Source organism: Pseudomonas sp. 1176_21 (genome assembly GCF_052850635.1).
Map to the genome: position 1 here is coordinate 28,266 of NZ_VXCV01000005.1, position 20,905 is coordinate 49,170.

Genomic DNA, 20,905 nt, shown 5'->3' on the forward strand with positions numbered 1-20,905 from the left:
ATTGCAATGAACAAGCATCTCTACCGTATCGTTTTCAACAAGGCTCGCGGGCTGCTGATGGTGGTTGCCGAGAACGTCGCCAGCCAGGGCAAGGCGCCGGGCACCACCACCGGGCCCGTGGCCGGCTCGGCCGGCACACTGGCCGAACTGGGCCGCCTGCGTTTCGCAATGATGCTCGCCCTCGGCCTGGTGGCGCTGGACGCTGCCCCTTCCTGGGCCGCCGGGGTGGTTGCCGATGGGCGCGCGCCAGCAGCCCAGCGCCCGAACGTGGGTCAGAGTGCCAACGGCACGCCGCAGGTGAACATCACCGCCCCCAGCGCCGCTGGCGTGTCGCGCAATACCTACAGCCAGTTCGACGTGGACAAGCGCGGGGTCATCCTCAACAACGGCGTCAAGGCCAGCCAGACCCAGCTGGGTGGCTGGATCCAGGGCAACGGCAACCTGAGCAAGGGCAGTGCGCGGGTGATCCTCAACGAGGTCAACGCCAGCAACCCCAGCCAGTTGCGCGGCTATGTGGAAGTGGCCGGTCAACGCGCCCAGGTGGTGATCGCCAACCCGGCCGGCGTCACCTGCGACGGCTGCGGCTTCATCAACGCCAACCGCGCCACCCTGACCACCGGCCAGGCGCAGCTTGAGAACGGCCGCATCACCGGCTACCAGGTCAAGGGCGGTACCCTCAGCATCCAGGGCAAGGGCCTGGACAGCGCCGACGCCGACTACACCGACCTGATCGCGCAGAGCGTGCAGGTCAACGCCGGCATCTGGGCCAAGGACCTGAAAGTCACCGCCGGGCGCAACCAGGTCAACGCCGACAATACCCGCGCAACCCGGCTGGCAGGCAGCGACGAGGAGGCCCCCGCAGTCGCCATCGACGTGGCCAAGCTCGGCGGCATGTACGCCGGCAAGATCATGCTGGTGGGCACCGAGGGCGGTGTGGGCGTGCGCAACGCCGGCACGATCGGTGCCGGCGCCGGCGAAGTGGTGATCAGCGCCGACGGCAAGCTGCTCAATAGCGGCACCCTCAGCAGTGCCGGCGCCACCCGCGTCGCCGCCAAAGGCGGGGTCGACAACAGCGGCACGGTCTATGCCAAGGGCGACCTGCAGCTGAGCAGCGCCGGCGACCTGAACAACAGCGGCACCCTGGCCAGCCAGGCCAATGTCGAACTCAAGGCGACCGGCGCGCAGTCGACCATCACCAGCAGCAAGGGCTCGGCACTGGCTGCCGGGCTGGACGAGAGCGGCAAGCTGGGCAAGGCCGGCAACCTGACCCTCACCGCGCAGCGCGTGCAGGCCCACGGCGAACACCTGGCCGGCGGCGACTTGCAGGTCAGTGCAGGCGACGTCGACCTGAGCGCCAGCCGTAACGTGGCCGGCAACATCACCCTCACCGGCGGCGACATCAACCTCGCCAACGCCAGCGTCGATGCCAGCAAGACCCTCAGTGCCACCGCCCGCCAGACCCTGCGCAGCGACGCCGCCAAGGTGGTGGCGGGCAACCTGCAAGTACGCGCCGGCGAGCTGTCGAACGTGGGCGGCGAGCTGACCCAGAGCGGCAAGGGCAGCACCTCGATCAAGGTCGACGGCACCCTCGACAACCGCAGTGGCCGCATCGCCAGCAACGCGACCCATGCCACGCTCAGCGCCGCCACCGTGGTCAACACCCAGGGCCGCGTCGAGCATGCCGGCGCCGGCACCCTGCAGTTGACTGCCACGACGCTCGACAGCGCGCAGGGCACGCTGGTCAGCACCGGCACCCTGCAGGTCAAGGCCGGCCAGGTACAGCTCGACGCCGGCGTGGCTCAGGGCAAGGACGTATCGATCGAGGCCGACACCCTGTCCAACCGCGGCGGCAAGGTCCTGGCCACCCAGGGCGGCAGCCTTGCGGTCACCACCCAGGGCCTGCTCGACAACACCGGCGGCACCCTTGCGGCCAGCGGCAACGGCGTGTTCAACGCCGGCACGCTGGACAACCGCAGCGGCACCGTGAGCGCCGGCGGCACACTGTTTGCGGGCGCTGGCGAGCTGTTCAACACCGCCGGCACCTTCGCCGCGATCCGCCAGATGACGCTGACTGCGGCGCACCTGAACAACAGCGGCGGTACGGTCGGCTCGGTACAGGGCGCCCTGCTGCTGACTGCCCGCGACAGCCAGCTGGGCAACGTGGGCGGGCGCCTGGAAGCGGCGGGCGACATCGTGGTGAACGCTCAGGGTATCGACAACAGTGGCGGCGTGATCAGCGGCCTGGCACTCAACCTGAACAGCAATGGCCAACTGCTGCAGAACGCCCAGGGCACCCTGGATGCGCGCAGCACCCTGGACCTGCGCAGCGGGCGCCTGGAAAACGCCGGCGGGCTGATCCAGTCCCAGGGCAGGCTGTACATCGATACCGGCGAACAGGCACTGGTCAACCTCGACGATGGCAGCGGCAAGGGCATCATCAGCCAGGGTGCGCTGGAGATTCACAGCGCGCATCTGAGCAACGCCGGCGGTTACATTTCGGCCAAGGGCGCGATGCAACTGCTGGCCGCCGACGTGACCAACGCCGGCGGGCGCATCGTCGGCGCCGACAGTGTGCAGGTGCAGGGCCTGCGGCTGAACAACCAGGCCGGGCAGATCCAGGCGCTGGGCGCCATCGACGTGGCCTCGGCCGAGCGTGTGGACAACCAGGGCGGCCTGATCCGCTCCGCCGGTTTGCTGCATGTGTCGACCGGCACCCTCGCCAACAACGCCACCCAGGCCGACAACCAGGGCCTGCAAGGGCACGCCCTGCGCCTTGAGTCCGACGTGCTGGGCAACCAGGCCGGTGTGATTCGCGCCGACACCACGCTGGACATCGGCGTCAGCCAACTGCTGGACAACGCGGGCGGGCTGATCAGCTCCAGCCAGCACCTGAACATTACCGACCGTGACCCCGCTGCGCGCCGCCAGAGCATCAGCAACCTCGACGGGCGCCTGCTGGCCGGCCAGTCGCTGAGCCTGAACGCCGCCTACTACAGTGGCAACGGTCAGGCCGTGAGCCTGGGCGACCTGACCCTGCGCCTGCTCGCAGGCCTTGAACTCAGTGGCCTGCTGCAGGCCAACGGCACCCTCGACGTGCAGACCGGCGGTGCGCTGAACAACAGCGGCAAGCTACTGGCCGGCCGCTCCATGCTGCTCGACGCCAGTACCCTGGACAACCGCGCCGAGGGTGAAATCAGTGCCGACCAGGTGCGCATCACTGCCCACCAGAGCCTGACCAACCGTGGCCTGATCGACGGCCAGAAGGTACGCCTGCAAACCGGCGTGCTGTACAACCTGGGCACCGGTCGCATCTACGGCGACCAGCTGGGCATCGCTGCCGGCACCCTGGTCAACGCCAACGAGGGCGACCGCTCCGGTGCCATCGCCGCCCGTGCGCGCCTGGACATCGGCGCCACGCAGATCGACAACAGCGAAGCGGCGCTGATCTTCAGTGCCGGCGACATGGCCATCGGCGCCACGCTGGATGACGCCGACCACGCCAGCGGCCGCGCCGCGCTGCTGACCAACGCCAGTGCCACCATCGAGTCGCTGGGGCACATGGCGCTGGACGTGCAGACCCTGCGCAACCTCAACAACCACTTCAGCACCCGCGACGTGGAAATCAGCCGCCAGAGCTTCCAGGAATTCCAGCTGGCCGGCTCGCCCAACCGCTACCAGGCCGACCAGGTCACGTTCCGCCACAACGAAGTGCAGTACCTGATCACCCCCGAGGGCCAGAAGGACAACTGGAACCGCTACGACGTGACCCGCGTGGTGCGCGAAACCCAGATCGCCACCTCGGCGCCGGGGCAGATCCTGGCCGGCGGCAACCTGGTCATCAACGCCGGCGAAGTGCTCAACGACAAGAGCCGGATCATCGCCGGCGGCCTGCTGCACGGCGCCATCGGCAGCCTGGTGAACACCGAGTTCAAGGGCCAGCAGGTCACCACCGACAGCGGCACGGTGACCAACTTCTACCGTATCCAGCGCAAGGGCCGCGACCGCCAGGGCGCCCGCGTGGCCGGTTATGTGCCCGCGCCGCTGATCCAGGAAATCTCGCTGCAGCCCACCGTATGGCAGGAGCTGGCCGCCGTCACCGGCAGCGGCACCCAGCTCGGCGGCCATGCCAGCCAGCTGAGCGACCAGCAGGCCGCCGGCGCCGGCGCGGTGGACAGCGCCGCCGCCAATGCCTACCAGGTGGCGCCGATCATCGAGGTGGCGGCGCAGGCCGGGCTCAATGCCGAAGGCGTCGGCGAGCAGATCCGCACCGGCGGCCCGGTGCTGACCCTGCCGAGCAACAGCCTGTTCGACAGCAACCCGCAGGCGGTGCGCCATTATCTGGTGGAGACCGACCCGCGCTTTGCCGGCTACCGCAACTGGCTGTCGTCCGACTACATGCTGCAACAGCTGCACCTGGACCCGGGGCAGACCCTGCAACGCCTGGGCGACGGCTTCTACGAACAGAAGCTGATTCGCGAACAGGTCGCCCAGCTCACTGGCCGGCGCTTCATCGACGGCTATGCCAACGACGAGGAACAGTACCGCGCGCTGCTCGACAACGCGGTTACCGTGGCCAACACCTGGCAACTGGTGCCGGGTGTGGCGCTGAGCGCCGAGCAGATGGCCCAGCTGACCAGCGACATCGTGTGGCTGGTGGAAAAACAGGTGACCGTGGCCGGCGGCGAAACCCGCAGGGTGCTGGTGCCGCAGGTGTACGTGCGGGTGCAGCAGGGCGACCTCAACGGCGCGGGTGCGTTGATGGCCGGCCAGCAGCTCAAGCTCGACGTGAACGACACCCTGAGCAACAGCGGCAGCCTCGGCGGGCGCAGCATCCTGGCGCTCACCGCGCAGAACGTGGAGAACCTCGGCGGGCGCATCCAGGCCGACAAGGTGTCGGTGCAGGCACGCGAGAACCTCGACAACCTCGGCGGCCTGATCGGCGCCGTGGACAGCCTGGCGATCAGCGCCGGCAACGACCTCAACGTCATCTCCAGCACCCATGACAGCAGCAGCGAGCAGGGCACGCGCAGCAACCTGTCGCGGGTGGCCGGGCTGTTCGTCAGCGGCGCCGGCGGCACGCTCACGGCCTCGGCCGGCAACGACATCAACCTGGCCGGCGCCCAGGTGGTCAACGCCGGTGCCAACGGCAGCACGCAACTGGTGGCCGGCAACAACCTGAACCTGACCACCGTCACCGAGTCGCACCAGCAGTCGATCACCTGGAACAGCAGCAACTGGCGCGAGGACGCCAGCCGCACCGAGGTGGGCAGCAATGTGCAGGGCACCGGCGACGTCAGCCTCAAGGCCGGTCAGGACATCAACCTGCGCGCCAGCCAGGCCAGCAGCGAGCAGGGCATGGTGATGGCCGACGCCGGCCGCGACGTGAACCTGATGGCCGGGCAGAACTACCAGTTCGCCGACGAGGCGCACAAGGTCACCGGTGGCAACGGCATGTTCTCCAAGACCACCAGAACCACCCGTGACACGCTCAGCGAAACCACCGCCCAGGGCTCGACCCTAAGCGGCGAGCACACCTACGTGCAGGGCGGGCGCGACATCAACCTGCAGGGCGCCAACGTGGTGTCCAGCCAGCAGACCATCCTGGTGGCGGGCAACGACGTCAACATCGCGGCGGCCAGCGACAGCCGCAGCGAGCGCCACGACAAGACCGAGAAGACCAGCGGCCTGTTCAGCGGTGGTGGCATCGCCGTGACCGTCGGCACCCAGGAGCAGCGGGTCAAGGACATGACCACCAGCACCACCGCGGTGGCCAGCACCGTAGGCTCCACCGAAGGCGACGTGCTGATCGAGGCCGGCAAAAGCTATCGCCAGGTCGGCAGCCAGGTCATGGCGCCCAAGGGCGACGTGGATATTCGTGCCGAGAAGATCGCCATCGTCGAGGCGCGCAACACCAGCGAGCGTGAGCGCCAGACCCTGTTCAAGCAGACTGGCGTGTCGCTGACCCTGACCAACCCGGTGATCAGCGCCATCCAGACCACCCAGCAGATGAAGCAGGCCTCGGACAAGACCGAAGACGGGCGCATGAAGGCGCTGGCCGCGGCCACCGCGGCGCTGGCGGCCAACAACGCGGCCACCGCGGTGGCCACCGATCCGGGTTCGGCGGGCGGGATCAACCTGAGCCTGTCGCTGGGCACCAAGAAGAACCAGAGCACCACCGAGCAGCACAGCGATACCGCTGCCGGCTCGACCATCGTCGCTGGCAACGACGTGCGCCTGATCGCCACCGGCGCCGACGAGGACAGCACCCTCACCGTACGCGGCAGCCAGATCAAGGCCGGCAACAATGCCAGCCTGCTGGCCGACGGCGACATCAACCTGCTGGCCGCCACCAACACCAGCACCCAGCAGACCGACAGCACCGGCAGCAGTGCCAGCGTCGGTATCGGCCTGTCGCTGGGCGGCACACGCAACGGCTTCACCCTCGACCTCGGGGTGTCCGGCAATCGCGGCGAAGCCGATGGCGAGGACCTCACCCATACCAACACCCATATCGATGCCGGCAACCAGCTGGTCATGGTTTCGGGCGGCGACACCAACCTCAAGGGCGCGGTGGTCAGCGGCAAGCAGGTGGTGATGGACGTGGGCGGCAACCTCAACATAGAGAGCCTGCAGGACACCAGCACCTACACCGTGGACGAGAAGAGCCTGGGCGTGGGTATCAGCCTGTGCATTCCGCCGTTCTGCTATGGCATGAGCTCGGTCAGTGGTGCCAGCGGCAGCTTCGGCGCCACCGACATCGACTCCAAGTACGCCAGCGTCACCGAGCAGTCGGGGATCAAGGCCGGCGACGGCGGCTTCGATATCTACGTGGCCGGCAACACCGACCTGGTGGGCGCAGTGATCGCCAGCAGCGACAAGGCCGTGCAGGACGGCAGCAACCGCCTGGTCACCGCCAGCCTGACCAGCCGCGACATCAGGAACGAGGCCGAGTACAAGGGCAGCAGCCTGAGCCTAGGCGGCGGTTACCGCGAGGTCGGCAAGGACCAGCAGGGCAACGCCACCAGCGGCGCCACGCAAACCCCTGGCACCGACCTTGCGAAAAACGAGAACGACATCGGTGTGAGCATGCCGATCGCCATCAGTGCCAGCGATAGCGCCAGCAGCGTGACCCGCAGCGGTATCAGTGGTGGCAGTATCGTCATCACCGATGCGGCCGAGCAGCACAAACGCACCGGCAAGAGCGTGGACGAGGCCATAGCCAGCCTCAACCGCGACGTGTCCAGCGACCGCGATGGCAGCAATGCGCTGAAGCCGATCTTCAACGAGGAGCAGATTCGCGCCGGGTTCGAGATCGTCGGCGCGTTCGCCAACGAGGCGGGCACCCTGCTCAACAACAAGGCCAAGGAAGTCGACGCCAAGCGCAACCAGGCCAAGGAGGCCGAAGCCAAGGCCGCCAACCCGGAACTGGGCGACGGCGAGCGTACTGCCTTGCTGCTGGCGGCCAGCGACCTGCGCCATCAGGCCGACGGCATTGCCGAAAACTGGGGCGCCGGCGGCACCTACCGGCAGATCACCACCGCGCTGGTGGGCGCGGCCAGCGGCAACATCAGCGCCGGCAACACGGCGTTCATGCAGGGCCTGGTGGTCAACTACGTGCAGCAGCAGGGCGCGGGCTATATCGGCGAGCTGGTGGCCAACGGCAGCCTTATCGAAGGCTCGCCGGTACACGCGGCGCTGCACGGCATCCTCGCCTGCGCGGGCGCGGCGGCCAGCAGCCAGAGTTGTGGCAGCGGTGCGGCCGGGGCGGCGGCATCGAGCGTGCTCACCGGGTTGTTCTCCGAAGCCAGCCCCAACGAGTCCGAGGCGCAACGTGAAGCCAAGCGCAACCTGATCACCAGCCTGGTCACCGGGCTGGCCGCCAGCACCGGCCTGGATGCCGCCACCGCCAACACCGCCGCTGGCGCCGCCACCGACAACAACTGGCTGGCCACCCAGCAACTGGTGCAGGCCAAGAAGGAGCTCAAGGAAGCCGAGGGCCTGGCGGACGAGCTCAAGGTCATTGCCAAGTGGGGCTTCATCAGCAAGAAGCAGGACCTGCTGACCCAGGTTGGCGTGGGGCGTGGCCTGGTCGAGGCCGGCATCAACGATATCGAGGGGCTGGCGCAGTTCATCGCGCACCCTATCGATGGCCTCAAGGGCATCAAGGAACTGATTTCCAACCAGGAGGCGCGCGACAAGCTGGGCGCCGATGTGGTGGATGAACTCAACGCCAAGATCGACCGCGTGACCCTGGCGCTGGAGGTAGGCGGTGACGAGCACGCCATGCAACTGGGGCGTGACCTGGGCGAGATCGTGTGGCAGGCCGGCAGCATTGCCACCGGCGTGGGCGGCGCGGCCAAGGCCGGCGTGACGCTGGCCAAGACCGGCATCAAGATGGGCCGGGCGGGTCTGGAAAAAATGGCCGCCAAGGCCGAAGTGCTGGTCAAGGAAGCGCCGGTGGCCAAGGTCGAGCTGCCCCCTGCCGGCAAGCCGGCGGCGGGTGCGGGCACCGTGGCCACCGTCGAGCGCCTGGACGAACTGCCCGTGAAGCAGTTCAACCCCTATGACAACCCGCGCTACAAGGAGATGACGCCCACCGAGCAGCAGGCGTACCTCAAGGAATACAACAAGCAGTTGCAGGCCCAGCAGGACGCCATCAACAACATGACCGCCGACGAGTTCAAGTTCGCCCGCGAGGCGTTCGACAGCACCGGGCGCAACCCCGACGCGGTGGCGCTGCAGCGCAAGTTCGGCCGCGAATTCGAGCGCAGCGTGGCCGAGAACATCCAGAAGGGCCTGGTCAACAACGGCGTCGACCCCAAGGTCGCGGCGCAGATGGCCAAGGCACGGGCCAAGGAAATCAAGTCGAACCTGGCCGCACTGCACGAGCCCGACATGGTAGCTGGCGGGTGGGTAAAACCCGACCCTGTTAGAATGGGCAATTCGAACGTCAACTCGTCGATCGGCGCCAGCTGGTCGAGCCGGTTGCCGCTGCTGGACGAAACCGTGCGCAAGGCGGTGGAGGCGGGCAACGGCAGTGCCAAATTGAACATCAGGTTAGAGCTAGCCAGGGGAGCCAGTCAGTGATGAAGGACGCATTTCTCGAGATGTTTATCGAGGCCATGGGCGAGCCTGCCCATCAGCGGCCCGTGCCGGCCGAAAGCATCGCGCAGTACCGTGGCCGCCTGCCGGACAAACTGCTGGAGTATTGGCAGGAGCAGGGGTGGGGCAGCTATGCCGACGGCCTGTTCTGGCTGGTCAACCCGCACGACTACCAGCACCTGCTGGACATGTGGCTGCAAGGCACCGAGTTCGAAAAGCTGGACACCTACCATGTGATCGGCCGCACGGCCTTTGGCGACCTCTATGCATGGGGCGAAACCTATGGCCGCAAGCTGATCGTGCTGTGTGCGTACAACCGCGTGTACGCCATGAGCAGCGAAAAGAACGTGCCCTGCAGCAACCCGGACCTGGAGCTGCAGTCGTTCCTGTCGATGGTCGAGCGCGAGGACTTCGACATGGAGGACGCCGATGGCGAGTTCCTGTTCGAGCGTGCGCTGCAGGCCCTGGGCCCGCTGGGCGAGCAGGAGCTGTACGGCTTCGAGCCCGCGCTGGTGATGGGCGGCAAGGCGGTGCTGGGCAACCTGCGCAAGCTGCAGCTGGACGTGCACCTGACGATTCTTCGCCAGTTCGGTCGCTGAGCGCATGACCCTGCTCGATGACTGGATAGCGTGCCGCGAAGGTCGCGTCGTGCTCGACAGCTCGCATTTTCTCGGCTTGTTCAAGGAGCATGGCAGCGACGCGGAGCTGGCGCAGATCTTTGCCGGCTTTGCCCAGGCCGATGCCTTGCAGGCGCGGGCGCAGCAGGTGCTGGCGGCAGGTTCGCTGGACAGCAGCCTGTACCTGTTGCCGCAGCGCGGCTGCGATGAAGGCCGGCTCAAGGCCGCGGCGCTGGCCTGGTGGAACGAACAGGCACGGTACTGCCTGTCCACCCAGGGGCCGTGGCCGGAGCAGGCCCACTGGCAGCCTGTGGTCGAGGTGGTAAGCCGCGAGGTGGCGTTGAAGGCGTTGCAGAGCGATGCGCCGAATGCCTGGGTGTTCGAGCATTTCGCCGACACGGTCATCGAGGACGTGCGTGACAGCCAACTGCCGATGTACGCGCTGCTCGAAGCGTTGTACGGGATTGCCGCTGACTATTACCTGGCGTGGTACATCGCGGCGCCGCTGCTGGCGCTGGAGGTGGATTTTGCGCGTTATTTCGAGCTGTGGCGGCTGGGGGGCATGAGCGTGGTGCTGCAGGACCGGCTGCTGGTGGCCGGTTGACAGGTATCAGCAGAGCCGGCATCGACGGCGAACAGGCCCGCACCGCCTGCCAAAACCTCCGGCACTGCCTGTAGACTCTCCAGCGCCCCGCACCTGTGCGGTTGATCGATCAAGCGTTGAGAGGATAGAGAATGAGTCTCTGGGATGACCTGAAAAAGAAAGCCGTCGACGCCAACCCCGAACTTGCCGCCAAGGCGGCCCAGGCGCTGACCAAGGCCAGGGAACTGGCCGTGGAGGCCGGCCAGAAGGCCGCGCCGGTGCTCAAGGAGGCCAGCGAAAAGGCCGCCGCCTACGCCCAGGAGAAAACCCCGATCCTCAAGGCCCAGGCGCTCAAGGCCATCGACGACGCCAAGGTGCGCCGCGCCGAGCTCAAGGAGCGCGCCAGGCACGACAAGGCCGCGCGCGAGGAAATGGTGCGCACCATGTACGACATCAGCCTGTCGCCCGACGACCCCAACTTCATCGACGAGCCGTTCAACCACTACGATCGCCAGTTGCATTTCTTCGTGGTCACCGGCGAGATTCTCGACACTCAGAAGCGCAACCAGACCCACCTCAGCGCCAGCCACTCGCACCATTCCGGCGGCGGCTACATGATCGACGGCTACGGCTCCATCGGCGGCAGTTCGTCGTCGATGCACGTGAGCAGCCACAACATCCAGGAGCATGAGTTCTGGGTGAAGCTGCGCGATGGCAGGGAAGCGTGTTTCCAGTTCGCCGACAGCGCCGTGCGCATCCGCACCGGGCAGACAGTGAGCATGCTGTTCGCCCGCCCTGCCGACACCCAGACCGGGCAGATGGTGGCGCTGTACAACCACAGCTCGCAGGAAAACCATGTGATCGCCGGGCCGGCCGCGATCAACCAGATATTCAACCTGTATACCGTCGAGCCCGGGCTGTTCAACGGCAATGAGGTGACCACCCGGCGCAACCGCCTGCTGCAGGAGCTGGATCGGCGGCTGGGGCAGTTGGCCAGGTACTCGGCATTGCATGGCAACAGCCAGGGGCAGCTGATAGAGGGCGAGCGCACGGTCTGAGCCCGGCCTGTCCCTTTTGCGCGCCCATGAAAAAAGGCCCGGGTTTTCACCTGGGCCTTTTGTCGTAGATGGCGCACTCGGCGGGATTCGAACCCACGACCCCTGCCTTCGGAGGGCAGTACTCTATCCAGCTGAGCTACGAGTGCAACGCGGGCGCCATGATACCCATCTGCACCCTTGGCGTCCATCGCCAGTAATGTTGTGTTCGATTCCGAACACTCGCTGGCGCAAAAGTGACGTTGATCTGAAATTTCAGGGTCTGCTAGGCTTTTTGTTCTTTTTTTCGAACACCCTATTGTCCTTTGTTCCCGTTGATCCTAGGATTCGTTTGAGATTTCAAACGCTCTCCTTTTTCTACAAATCAATAATTCGCCCTGTGTTCGCACGGTGCAGTTAAGGAAGCCCGACATGCAGCTCAAAGACGCCCAGTTGTTCCGCCAGCAAGCCTTCGTCAACGGAGAGTGGCTGGACGCGGACAACGGTCAGACGATCCAGGTGACCAACCCGGCCACCGGTGAAGTGCTCGGCACCGTGCCTAAAATGGGCGCCGCCGAAACCCGTCGCGCCATCGAGGCCGCCGACAAGGCCCTGCCGGCCTGGCGCGCACTGACCGCCAAGGAGCGTGCTGGCAAGCTGCGCCGCTGGTTCGAACTGATGATCGAGCACCAGGACGACCTGGCCCGCCTGATGACCTCCGAGCAGGGCAAGCCACTGGCCGAAGCCAAGGGCGAAATCGCCTATGCCGCCTCGTTCATCGAGTGGTTCGCCGAAGAAGCCAAGCGTGTCTATGGCGACACCATCCCGGGCCACCAGCCCGACAAGCGCCTGATCGTGATCAAGCAGCCGATCGGCGTTACCGCGGCCATCACCCCGTGGAACTTCCCGGCTGCGATGATCACCCGCAAGGCCGGCCCGGCCCTGGCCGCTGGCTGCACCATGGTGCTCAAGCCCGCTTCGCAGACCCCGTACTCGGCCCTGGCCCTGGTCGAGCTGGCCACCCGTGCCGGCATCCCGGCTGGCGTGCTGAGCGTGGTCACCGGCAGCGCCGGCGACATCGGCAGCGAACTGACCGGCAACCCGATCGTGCGCAAGCTGTCCTTCACCGGCTCGACCGAAATCGGTCGCCAGCTGATGGCCGAATGCGCCAAGGACATCAAGAAGGTTTCCCTGGAGCTGGGCGGCAACGCTCCGTTTATCGTGTTCGACGACGCCGACCTGGACAAGGCCGTCGAGGGCGCGATCATCTCCAAGTACCGCAACAACGGCCAGACCTGCGTCTGCGCCAACCGTATCTACGTGCAGGACGGCGTCTACGACGTGTTCGCCGAGAAGCTCAAGGCGGCAGTCGCCAAGCTCAAGATCGGCAACGGCCTGGAAGACGGCACCACCACCGGCCCGCTGATCGACGGCAAGGCCGTGGCCAAGGTGCAGGAGCACATCGCTGACGCGGTGAGCAAGGGCGCCAAGGTACTGAGCGGCGGCAAGCTGATCGAAGGCAACTTCTTCGAGCCGACCATCCTCGTCGACGTGCCGAAAAGCGCTGCCGTGGCCAAGGAAGAAACCTTCGGCCCACTGGCTCCGCTGTTCCGCTTCAAGGACGAGGCCGAAGTCATCGCCATGTCCAACGACACCGAATTCGGCCTGGCCTCGTACTTCTATGCCCGTGACATGAGCCGTGTGTTCCGTGTCGCCGAAGCCCTGGAATACGGCATGGTCGGCATCAACACCGGCCTGATCTCCAACGAGGTCGCGCCGTTCGGTGGTATCAAGGCCTCGGGCCTGGGCCGCGAAGGCTCCAAGTACGGCATCGAGGACTACCTCGAAATCAAATACCTGTGCATCAGCGTCTGATCGCAGCGTAAGGCTTTACCTCTGCCAGCGGGGCGCGAGAGCGCCGTCCCGCTGGCCTTTTTTACACCGTGACATCCGGCCGCCTGGGCCCCTGCAGCAGTCGATCAACGCATGCTGCTGCAGTCGAATACCGGCCGCCCCGATCGAATCGCGCCACCTGCGTGTGGCGAAATGAGGACATTATGAGCAAGACCAACGAATCCCTGATGCAACGCCGTGTAGCCGCCGTCCCACGTGGCGTCGGCCAGATCCACCCGATCTTCGCCGAGTCGGCCAGGAACGCCACCGTGACTGACGTCGAAGGCCGCGAGTTCATCGACTTCGCCGGCGGTATCGCGGTACTCAACACCGGTCACGTGCATCCGAAAATCATCGCTGCCGTTGAAGCTCAACTGCACAAGCTGACCCACACCTGCTTCCAGGTACTGGCCTACGAGCCGTATGTCGAAGTGTGCGAAAAGATCAACGCGCTGATCCCGGGTGATTTCGCCAAGAAAACCCTGCTGGTCACCACCGGTTCCGAAGCCGTTGAAAACGCCATCAAGATCGCCCGTGCCGCCACCGGCCGTGCCGGCGTGATCGCTTTCACCGGCGCCTACCACGGTCGCACCATGATGACCCTGGGCCTGACCGGCAAGGTCGTACCGTACTCGGCCGGCATGGGCCTGATGCCAGGCGGCATCTTCCGCGCCATCTACCCGAACGAACTGCACGGTGTGAGCATCGACGACTCGATCGCTTCGATCGAACGCATCTTCAAGAACGACGCCGAAGCCAAGGATATCGCTGCGATCATCCTGGAGCCGGTCCAGGGCGAAGGCGGTTTCTACGTCGCGCCTAAAGAGTTCATGAAGCGTCTGCGCGCCCTGTGCGACCAGCACGGCATCCTGCTGATCGCCGACGAAGTACAGACCGGCGCTGGCCGTACCGGTACTTTCTTCGCCATGGAACAGATGGGCGTCGCGCCTGACCTGACCACCTTCGCCAAATCCATCGCTGGCGGCTTCCCGCTGGCCGGTGTGTGCGGCAAGGCCGAGTACATGGACGCCATCGCTCCAGGCGGCCTGGGCGGCACCTACGCCGGTAGCCCGATCGCCTGCGCCGCGGCCCTGGCCGTGATGGAAGTGTTCGAAGAAGAAAAACTGCTGGACCGCAGCAAGGCAGTCGGCGAGCGTCTGGTCACTGGCCTGCGCAAGATCCAGGACAAGCACCCGATCATCGGTGACGTGCGTGCCCTGGGCTCGATGATCGCGGTCGAGGTGTTCGACAAGGCCGGTTCCCACACCCCTAACCCGACTGCCGTTGCAGCCGTCGTGGCCAAGGCGCGTGACAAGGGCCTGATTCTGCTGTCGTGCGGTACCTACGGCAACGTGCTGCGTATCCTGGTTCCACTGACCTCGCCTGACGAGCAGCTGGACAAGGGTCTGGCCATCATCGAAGAGTGCTTCGCCGAACTGGCGTAAGTGTGACGCGATAGGAAAAAACCCGCCTCGGCGGGTTTTTTTTCGCCCAAAGCCCGACAAGGGCGCTAAGGTTTGCACAGGAGCTACCTTGGAAGACGCCCTGGATGGCGTGCATCGAGATGTCAGGAGAAGCCCGATGACCGTTTCAAACCCACCCACCGCACCCTGTGTGCTGATTGCCGAAGGCGACCCGTGGGTGCGTGACATGCTCAAGGACATGCTGCTCAGCGTGCGCTGCGATGCCCGCCTGCACGTCTGTGCCAATGGCCACGAGGCGCTGTCCGCGCTGGCCAGCCAACCCGATCTGATCATCGCCGCCCGCGAGCTGCCCGGCATCGACGGCCTGGACCTGCTGCGCAGCGTGCGCGCCAAGCGCCGCAGCTTGCCGTTCATCCTGATCAGCAGCCGCAGCGATGTGGCCAGCGTGCGCGAGGCGCTGCCGCTGGCGCCCACGGCGTACCTGAGCAAGCCGCTCAATGCCGAGCTGCTGCGCCAGCGCCTGGAGGAGCAACTGCTTGGTGCCGGCGAGGCGGTGGCCTGCCCGGTGCCGGCATTGCGCCCGGGCATCACCTTGTCGCGGTTTCTCGAAGACCACCGCAGCACCGCCGATGGCGGGCCGTTGCTGGCTGATGTGAAGCAGGCGATCAAGCACGCACTCAACCCCGAGGGGCTCAACCTCAAGGCACTGGAAGAAGAGATCCGCAACGACCCACAGATCACCGCGGTGCTGATCGCTGCGGCCAACAGCGCGGCGCTGCATCGTGACGGTGCGGTGCAGACCCTGCTGCAGGCGTTGAACAAGCTGGGCACCACCCAGAGCATGAACCTGATAATGGGCCTGGCACTCAAGCGCAGCGCCAGGCTCAGCGACCCGTTGCTGTCACGCCATGCCGAGCATTTCTGGGGCCTGTCGCTGCACACGGCCGAGTATGCCGCCAGCCTGGCGCGGTCGATGGAGCTGGACCAGGAGCGTTGCTACTGTGCCGGCTTGCTGCATTGCCTGGGCGACCTGGCGTTGCTGCGCTGCCTGCAGGAGTGGAGCCTGGCCGGGGGCGAGCTGGACGAGGACGCGGTGCAGTTGTCGTTGAACGAGTATGGCGCTGCGTACGGCTCGGCGCTGCGTACCCGCTGGCGCTTGCCGCTGGAGCTGCGCGAACTGATTGCCTCGGTGTATCAGTTGGGGGGCGGGGTGTACTCGCGGGAGAACCTGATCTTGAACCTGGCCGGGCAGCTGGCGCGGCTGCCGGCCGAGCAGGGCCTGGAGCAACTGGCCGAGAGCAAGACGGCGCGCCTGCTGAGGGTGGGGTTGGCGCAGCTGGAGCTGCTGCGCAAGGCCTGAGACCGCTTCGCCGGCAAGGCCGGCTCCTACAGACGCCACCGCCGCTCGTAGGAGCCGGCCTTGCCGGCGAAGCGGCCCGCCCGGGCAACCAAGCTCTCAGCCCCTGACAATCTGGTTCTTGCCCTGCCGCTTGGCCTGATACATCGCCGCATCCGCCCGTGCGAACAGGCTGTCGAGCACTTCATCCTCCTCATCGATACCGGTCAGCCCCTGGCTCACCGTCACCCCGAACACCTGTTCGTCCTGGCTGAAGCTAAGGCGCTGGATCTCGCGCTGCAGACGCTGCGCCACCTGCAGCGCCAGCTCCGGCGTGCACCCGGGAAACACCGCCGCGAACTCTTCGCCGCCAATGCGCCCGAACAGGTCGCCACGGCGCAGCACCGCCTTGCCGCTGTCGGCGATGCGTTGCAGCACCTGATCACCCGTCTGGTGCCCGTAGGTGTCGTTGACCTGCTTGAAGTCATCGATGTCCAGCAGCAGGAACGCCATCGGCGCCTGCTCCTGGCGTGCCTTTTCGAAGGTGTGGTGCGCGCATTCGAAAAAGTGCCGGCGGTTGCTGCTCTGGGTCAGCACGTCGGTGGTAGCCAGGCGCTGCAACTCGCCTTCGAGCTGCTTCTTTTCGGTGATGTCCTCGGCCATGCCGACCACGATCACGCCCTGTGCGCTGTCGGCCTGCTGGTTGATGAAGCACTTGTCGCTGAGCCAGCGCACCTGCCCGTCGGCGGCGATGATGCGGTACTCGCGGTCTTCCACCGCGCCCTTGACCAGCACCTCGGCCAGGCTGCGTTCGGCGTACTCCAGGTCGTCGGGGTAGATGCTGTCGCGCCACTCGTTGTGATCGGCCAGCAGCAGACCGGCCGAGCGCCCGAAGATCCGCTCGTAGGCCGGGCTCACGTACAGCACGCGCCGGGTTTCCCAATCCATGGCCCAGAGCACCGCGTTGACACTGTCCAGCAGCGAGCTGAACAGCTGCTCGCGCTCGCTCAGGCGCGCGACTTCACCCTGGGCATGCAGCAGGGCCAGCAAGGTGTGCGCGGGATGCGACGGTGGGCTGAACGACGGGGACGGCGGGTTCTTGTTGACCATGTGCACGAAGCGTCTCGAAAAGCGGAATCGAAAGGCGAAGGGCGTGCGGCCTGACACGGCCCGCCACGCGGGCGATATGCCAGTCAGAGTGAAATTCGAAGGGAGAGTTCCTCAGGCGCGCCCCAGGACGGGGCGCGCCGATCAACGGCGTCAGGCCAGGGCAGGGCGCAGCGAATAGGTCTTGAGCTGTGCGGCGAAGTCGCGCAGCGACTGGATACCGCTGGCCTCGGCCTCGTGTACCCAGTCCTTCATCGCGGCCAGCATGTCGTGGCCGTTGGCGCTGGTGCGTGCCCAGATCTGCTGCAGGGCCAGGCGCTTCTCGTAGATGGTCTTGAGTGCCTGGCTGTGCGCCAGCATCGACTCGATGCGCTGGTGGTGGCGGTCTTCGAGCAGGCTCGGCTCACGCGAAAGCAGGCGCTTGGCGCGGCGGAACTGGTGGCGCACCGAGTCGTCCACGCGCATCAGCTCCTGCTTGACCAGCGGCGCGATCACCAGCTTGCGGTACTGCGCCATGATCTGGAAGCGGTTGTTGAGGATCGCCATGGCGGTGTCCATGTCGAGCTGGCCCTTGCCCTCGACGCGGTGCGCGATGGGCGCCACGCGCTGCACCTTGGCCAGGCGCAGCCAGGTGAACAGCTTGATCCACGCCCAGCCCATGTCGAACTCCCAGCGCCTGACCGAAAGCTTGGCCGAGTTGGGGTAGGTGTGGTGGTTGTTGTGCAGCTCTTCGCCGCCGATGATGATGCCCCACGGCACCAGGTTGGTGGCGGCATCGCGGCATTCGAAGTTGCGGTAGCCCACCGCGTGACCCAGGCCGTTGACCACGCCGGCGGCCCAGAACGGAATCCACATCATCTGCACTGCCCAGATGGTGATGCCGATGGTGCCGAACAGCAGCACGTCGATCAGCGCCATCAGCGCGATGCCGCCCAGCTTGTAGCGCGAGTACAGGTTGCGTTCGATCCAGTCCTCGGGGCAGTTCTTGCCGTAGATGCGCAGGGTCTCGGGGTTCTGCGCCTCTTCGCGGTACAGCTCGGCACCCTTGCGCAGCACCGTGGACAGGCCCTTGATGACCGGGCTGTGCGGGTCGTCGACGGTTTCGCACTTGGCGTGGTGTTTGCGGTGGATGGCGGTCCATTCGCGGGTGTTCTGCGCCGTGGTCAGCCACAGCCAGAAGCGGAAGAAGTGCTTGAGCCCGGCATTGAGCTCCAGGGAGCGGTGCGCGGAATAGCGGTGCAGATAAACCGTGACCGCGACGATCGTCACGTGGGTCATCAGCAGGGTGACGGCCAGCAGTTGCCAGGCTGACAGGTCGAGAAAACCGTTGTACCACATAGGCGGGTGGGCCCTCGTAAAGCGAAAGAAACAGCGCAAAGTATTATCCCTACCCTACTAAATAAAACCAGTCGGCGTTTTAGATAGGAGGTCACGGGATATTTCTACCCCTATAATGGCCATCATTTTGCCCTGGGTTCCAGCGACTCTATGTCTGTATCCGTTCGAGACGCCCTGCGTATGTCCGCGCTGTATCTGGTGCTGTCGGTCATGTGGTTGGTGCTGTCTGATCAAATACTGAGCAATCTTTTCGATGATCCCGCCCAGCTGGCACGCTGGGAGCTGATCAACGCCTACGCGTGGATGGGCTGCAGCGCTGCGCTGATCTTCGTGTCGCGCTGGCGCCTGCTCAATTTCATCGGCGTGGGCGCGCGCCTGCGCCGCGAGGACCGCGAGCGCCTGCGCATGGCCGCAGCGGTGTTCGACAGCACCCTCGAAGGGGTGCTGGTGAGCGACCGCGACGGCCTGATCGTGCACGTCAACCGGGCGTTCATGCAGATCACCGGCTACCAGAAGGACGAGGTGCTGGGCCAGCGCCCGAGCAAGTTCAAGTCGGGCCGCCACGACACCGCGTTCTACCAGCAGATATTCGCCACCCTGGCCGAGAAGGGCGAATGGAGCGGCGAAATCTGGAACCGGCGCAAGAACGGCGAGATCTACCCGCAGTGGCAGACCATCTGCGCCATTCACGACGACAGCGGCCAGCTGACCCACTACGTGGCGGTGTTCAGCGACATCAGCGCGATCAAGCACACCGAGCGCGAGCTGGCGCACCTGGTGCACCACGACCCGCTCACCGACCTGCCCAACCGCCTGCTGTTCAACGACCGGGTCAAGCAGACCCTGGCTGCGGCCCAGGCCAACAAGCGCGGCTGTGCCCTGTTGCTGCTGGACCTGGACCACTTCCAGAGCATCAACGACAGCCTCGGCCACAACACCGGCGACCAGTTGCTCAAGGCCGTGAGCGAACGCCTGCTGGCCCAGCTGGGCACCGGCATGACCCTGGCGCGGCTGGGCGGCGACGAGTTTGCCGTGCTGTCCGAGAACTGCGCCCAGGTCGGCCAGGCCGCTGCCCTGGCGCAAGGCATCATCGATTGCCTCAAGGAGCCGTTCGAGCTCGACCACCATCGCCTGTTCACCAGCGTCAGCATCGGCATCAGCCTGTTCCCCAGCGATGCGCTGAGCGCCGAGCAATTGCTGCGCAACGCCGACTCGGCGCTGTTCAAGGCCAAGGGCAATGGCCGCTCGGGGTACGCCCTGTACACCGAGGAGCTGACCGCCCATGCCCAGCAGCGGGTCGAGACGGCCGGCGAGTTGCGCCGGGCCCTGGAGCAGCAGGAGCTGCGGGTGTACTACCAGCCGGTGCACGACCTGCTCACCGGTGCCATGATCGGCGTCGAGGCACTGGTGCGCTGGCAGCACCCCGAGCGCGGGCTGGTGCCGCCGGGCGAGTTCATCCCGATTGCCGAACGCACCGGGCTGATTGCCGAGATCGACACCTGGGTGATGCGCCAGGCCTGCCAGCAGATGGTGCAGTGGCAGGCCGAGGGCAAGGCCCTGAGGTTTGTCGCGGTCAACGTGTCCAGCCGCCTGTTCGGCAAGCGCAGCCTGTACCAACTGGTGGCCCAGGTGCTGCACGACACCGGGCTGGACCCGGCGCGGCTGGAGGTCGAGGTGACCGAAAGCGCGGTGATGGAAGACCCCGAGGTGGCGCTGGAGCAGTTGCACCGCCTGCGCGAGCTGGGCCTGCAACTGGCCATCGACGATTTCGGTACCGGTTACTCCTCGCTGCTGCGGCTCAAGCGCCTGCCGGTGCAGAAGCTCAAGATCGACCAGGGCTTCGTGGCGGGCCTGCCCCATGACGATGATGACGTCGCCATCGTGCGGGTGATCATCGCCCTGGCGCGCAGCATGGGCATGCAGATCCAGGCCGAGGGCATCGAAGAGGCCGAGCAGGCGCGCTTCCTGCTGGAGCAGCAGTGCGACATGGGCCAGGGCTACTGGTACGGTCGACCGGTGCCTGCGCAGCAACTGCGCTGGTCCTGAGGGCCCTTTCGCGGGGCAAGCCCGCTCCCACAGGGGCCGGTGGAGAACCGTGTGGGAGCGGGCTTGACCCGCGATGGGCTGCAAAGCAGCCCGCCTCTGCACTTTTTAGTTATATAAAAATTCTTAAATAGTATTTTTAAGAATATTCCACCCTCTCTAAGATTGCCCTCAAGCCAGGCGCAGTCGTCCCCTTCAGATGCAGCTGCACGGCACCCCTTATTTCCAGGAGCACGAGCATGAGCGCATCTCTGCGTAGCGTTGACGGACAGGACGAAGCCACCATTCTGCGCGAGATCCAGAGCGCATTGCGCGACCTGCGTTTCGGCGCGGTGGAAATCACCGTGCACAACGCCCAGGTCGTGCAGATCGAACGCAAGGAAAAATTCCGCCTGCAGAATCCAGGCAACAAGCCCAGCTGATTCAGC

At 65.8% G+C, this 20,905-nt stretch carries 11 protein-coding genes and 1 tRNA gene; 9 read left to right on the plus strand and 3 right to left on the minus strand.

Annotated features, from left to right (window positions below):
- The first annotated feature begins 6 nt into the window (after positions 1-6).
- The 4 genes from FW760_RS13445 to FW760_RS13460 all read left to right on the plus strand — a co-directional run bounded on the left by FW760_RS13445 (position 7) and on the right by FW760_RS13460 (position 11,360).
- The gene (locus FW760_RS13445; protein ID WP_116052473.1) at positions 7-9,087 is read left to right on the plus strand and encodes a hemagglutinin repeat-containing protein; all 9,081 of its coding nucleotides are present in this window, start codon (positions 7-9) and stop codon (positions 9,085-9,087) included.
- Entirely contained in the window at positions 9,087-9,701 is a 615-nt protein-coding gene (locus FW760_RS13450) for a GAD-like domain-containing protein (protein WP_043861310.1), read from the plus strand. Before FW760_RS13445 ends, FW760_RS13450 begins: the two co-directional genes overlap by 1 nt.
- Positions 9,702-9,705: 4 nt before the next feature.
- Positions 9,706-10,323 (plus strand): hypothetical protein, encoded by a 618-nt coding sequence (locus FW760_RS13455; RefSeq protein ID WP_043861309.1) that lies wholly within the window; start codon positions 9,706-9,708, stop codon positions 10,321-10,323.
- Positions 10,324-10,454: 131 nt separating this feature from the next.
- Positions 10,455-11,360 carry a hypothetical protein gene (locus tag FW760_RS13460; RefSeq protein ID WP_043861308.1) on the plus strand — a complete coding sequence of 302 codons (906 nt, stop codon included), beginning with the start codon at positions 10,455-10,457 and terminating at the stop codon, positions 11,358-11,360.
- 69 nt (positions 11,361-11,429) lie between these two features.
- Here FW760_RS13460 and FW760_RS13465 read toward each other — a convergent pair.
- Positions 11,430-11,506 (minus strand) — tRNA-Arg (locus tag FW760_RS13465).
- Between the two features lie 262 nt (positions 11,507-11,768).
- Between FW760_RS13465 and gabD the strand changes: the two genes are divergently transcribed.
- From gabD to FW760_RS13480, 3 genes are all read left to right on the plus strand, one after another.
- Positions 11,769-13,211: an NADP-dependent succinate-semialdehyde dehydrogenase gene (gene gabD, locus FW760_RS13470; RefSeq protein WP_043861307.1), complete on the plus strand. Its 1,443-nt coding sequence runs from the start codon at positions 11,769-11,771 to the stop codon at positions 13,209-13,211.
- A 182-nt stretch (positions 13,212-13,393) separates the two neighbouring features.
- Positions 13,394-14,674 carry a 4-aminobutyrate--2-oxoglutarate transaminase gene (gabT, locus tag FW760_RS13475; protein WP_043861306.1) on the plus strand — a complete coding sequence of 427 codons (1,281 nt, stop codon included), beginning with the start codon at positions 13,394-13,396 and terminating at the stop codon, positions 14,672-14,674.
- Between the two features lie 136 nt (positions 14,675-14,810).
- On the plus strand, positions 14,811-16,013 hold the full coding sequence (locus tag FW760_RS13480; RefSeq protein ID WP_043861305.1) for a response regulator: 1,203 nt from the start codon (positions 14,811-14,813) through the stop codon (positions 16,011-16,013).
- Positions 16,014-16,109: 96 nt separating this feature from the next.
- Here the strand turns inward: FW760_RS13480 and FW760_RS13485 are convergent, their stop codons facing one another.
- Entirely contained in the window at positions 16,110-17,099 is a 990-nt protein-coding gene (locus tag FW760_RS13485; RefSeq protein WP_058541701.1) for a sensor domain-containing diguanylate cyclase, read from the minus strand.
- A gap of 150 nt (positions 17,100-17,249) precedes the next feature.
- Positions 17,250-18,434 (minus strand): delta-9 fatty acid desaturase DesA, encoded by a 1,185-nt coding sequence (gene desA, locus FW760_RS13490; protein WP_043861303.1) that lies wholly within the window; start codon positions 18,432-18,434, stop codon positions 17,250-17,252.
- A 150-nt stretch (positions 18,435-18,584) separates the two neighbouring features.
- Here desA and dibA point away from each other — a divergent pair, with 150 nt between their 5' ends.
- Together dibA and oscA are read left to right on the plus strand one after the other, a co-directional pair.
- A complete protein-coding gene (gene dibA, locus FW760_RS13495) occupies positions 18,585-20,480 on the plus strand; it encodes a phosphodiesterase DibA (RefSeq protein WP_043861302.1) in 1,896 nt (631 codons plus the stop codon).
- Between the two features lie 236 nt (positions 20,481-20,716).
- On the plus strand, positions 20,717-20,899 hold the full coding sequence (gene oscA / locus FW760_RS13500; protein ID WP_007941032.1) for a sulfur starvation response protein OscA: 183 nt from the start codon (positions 20,717-20,719) through the stop codon (positions 20,897-20,899).
- The last annotated feature ends 6 nt before the right edge of the window (positions 20,900-20,905 follow it).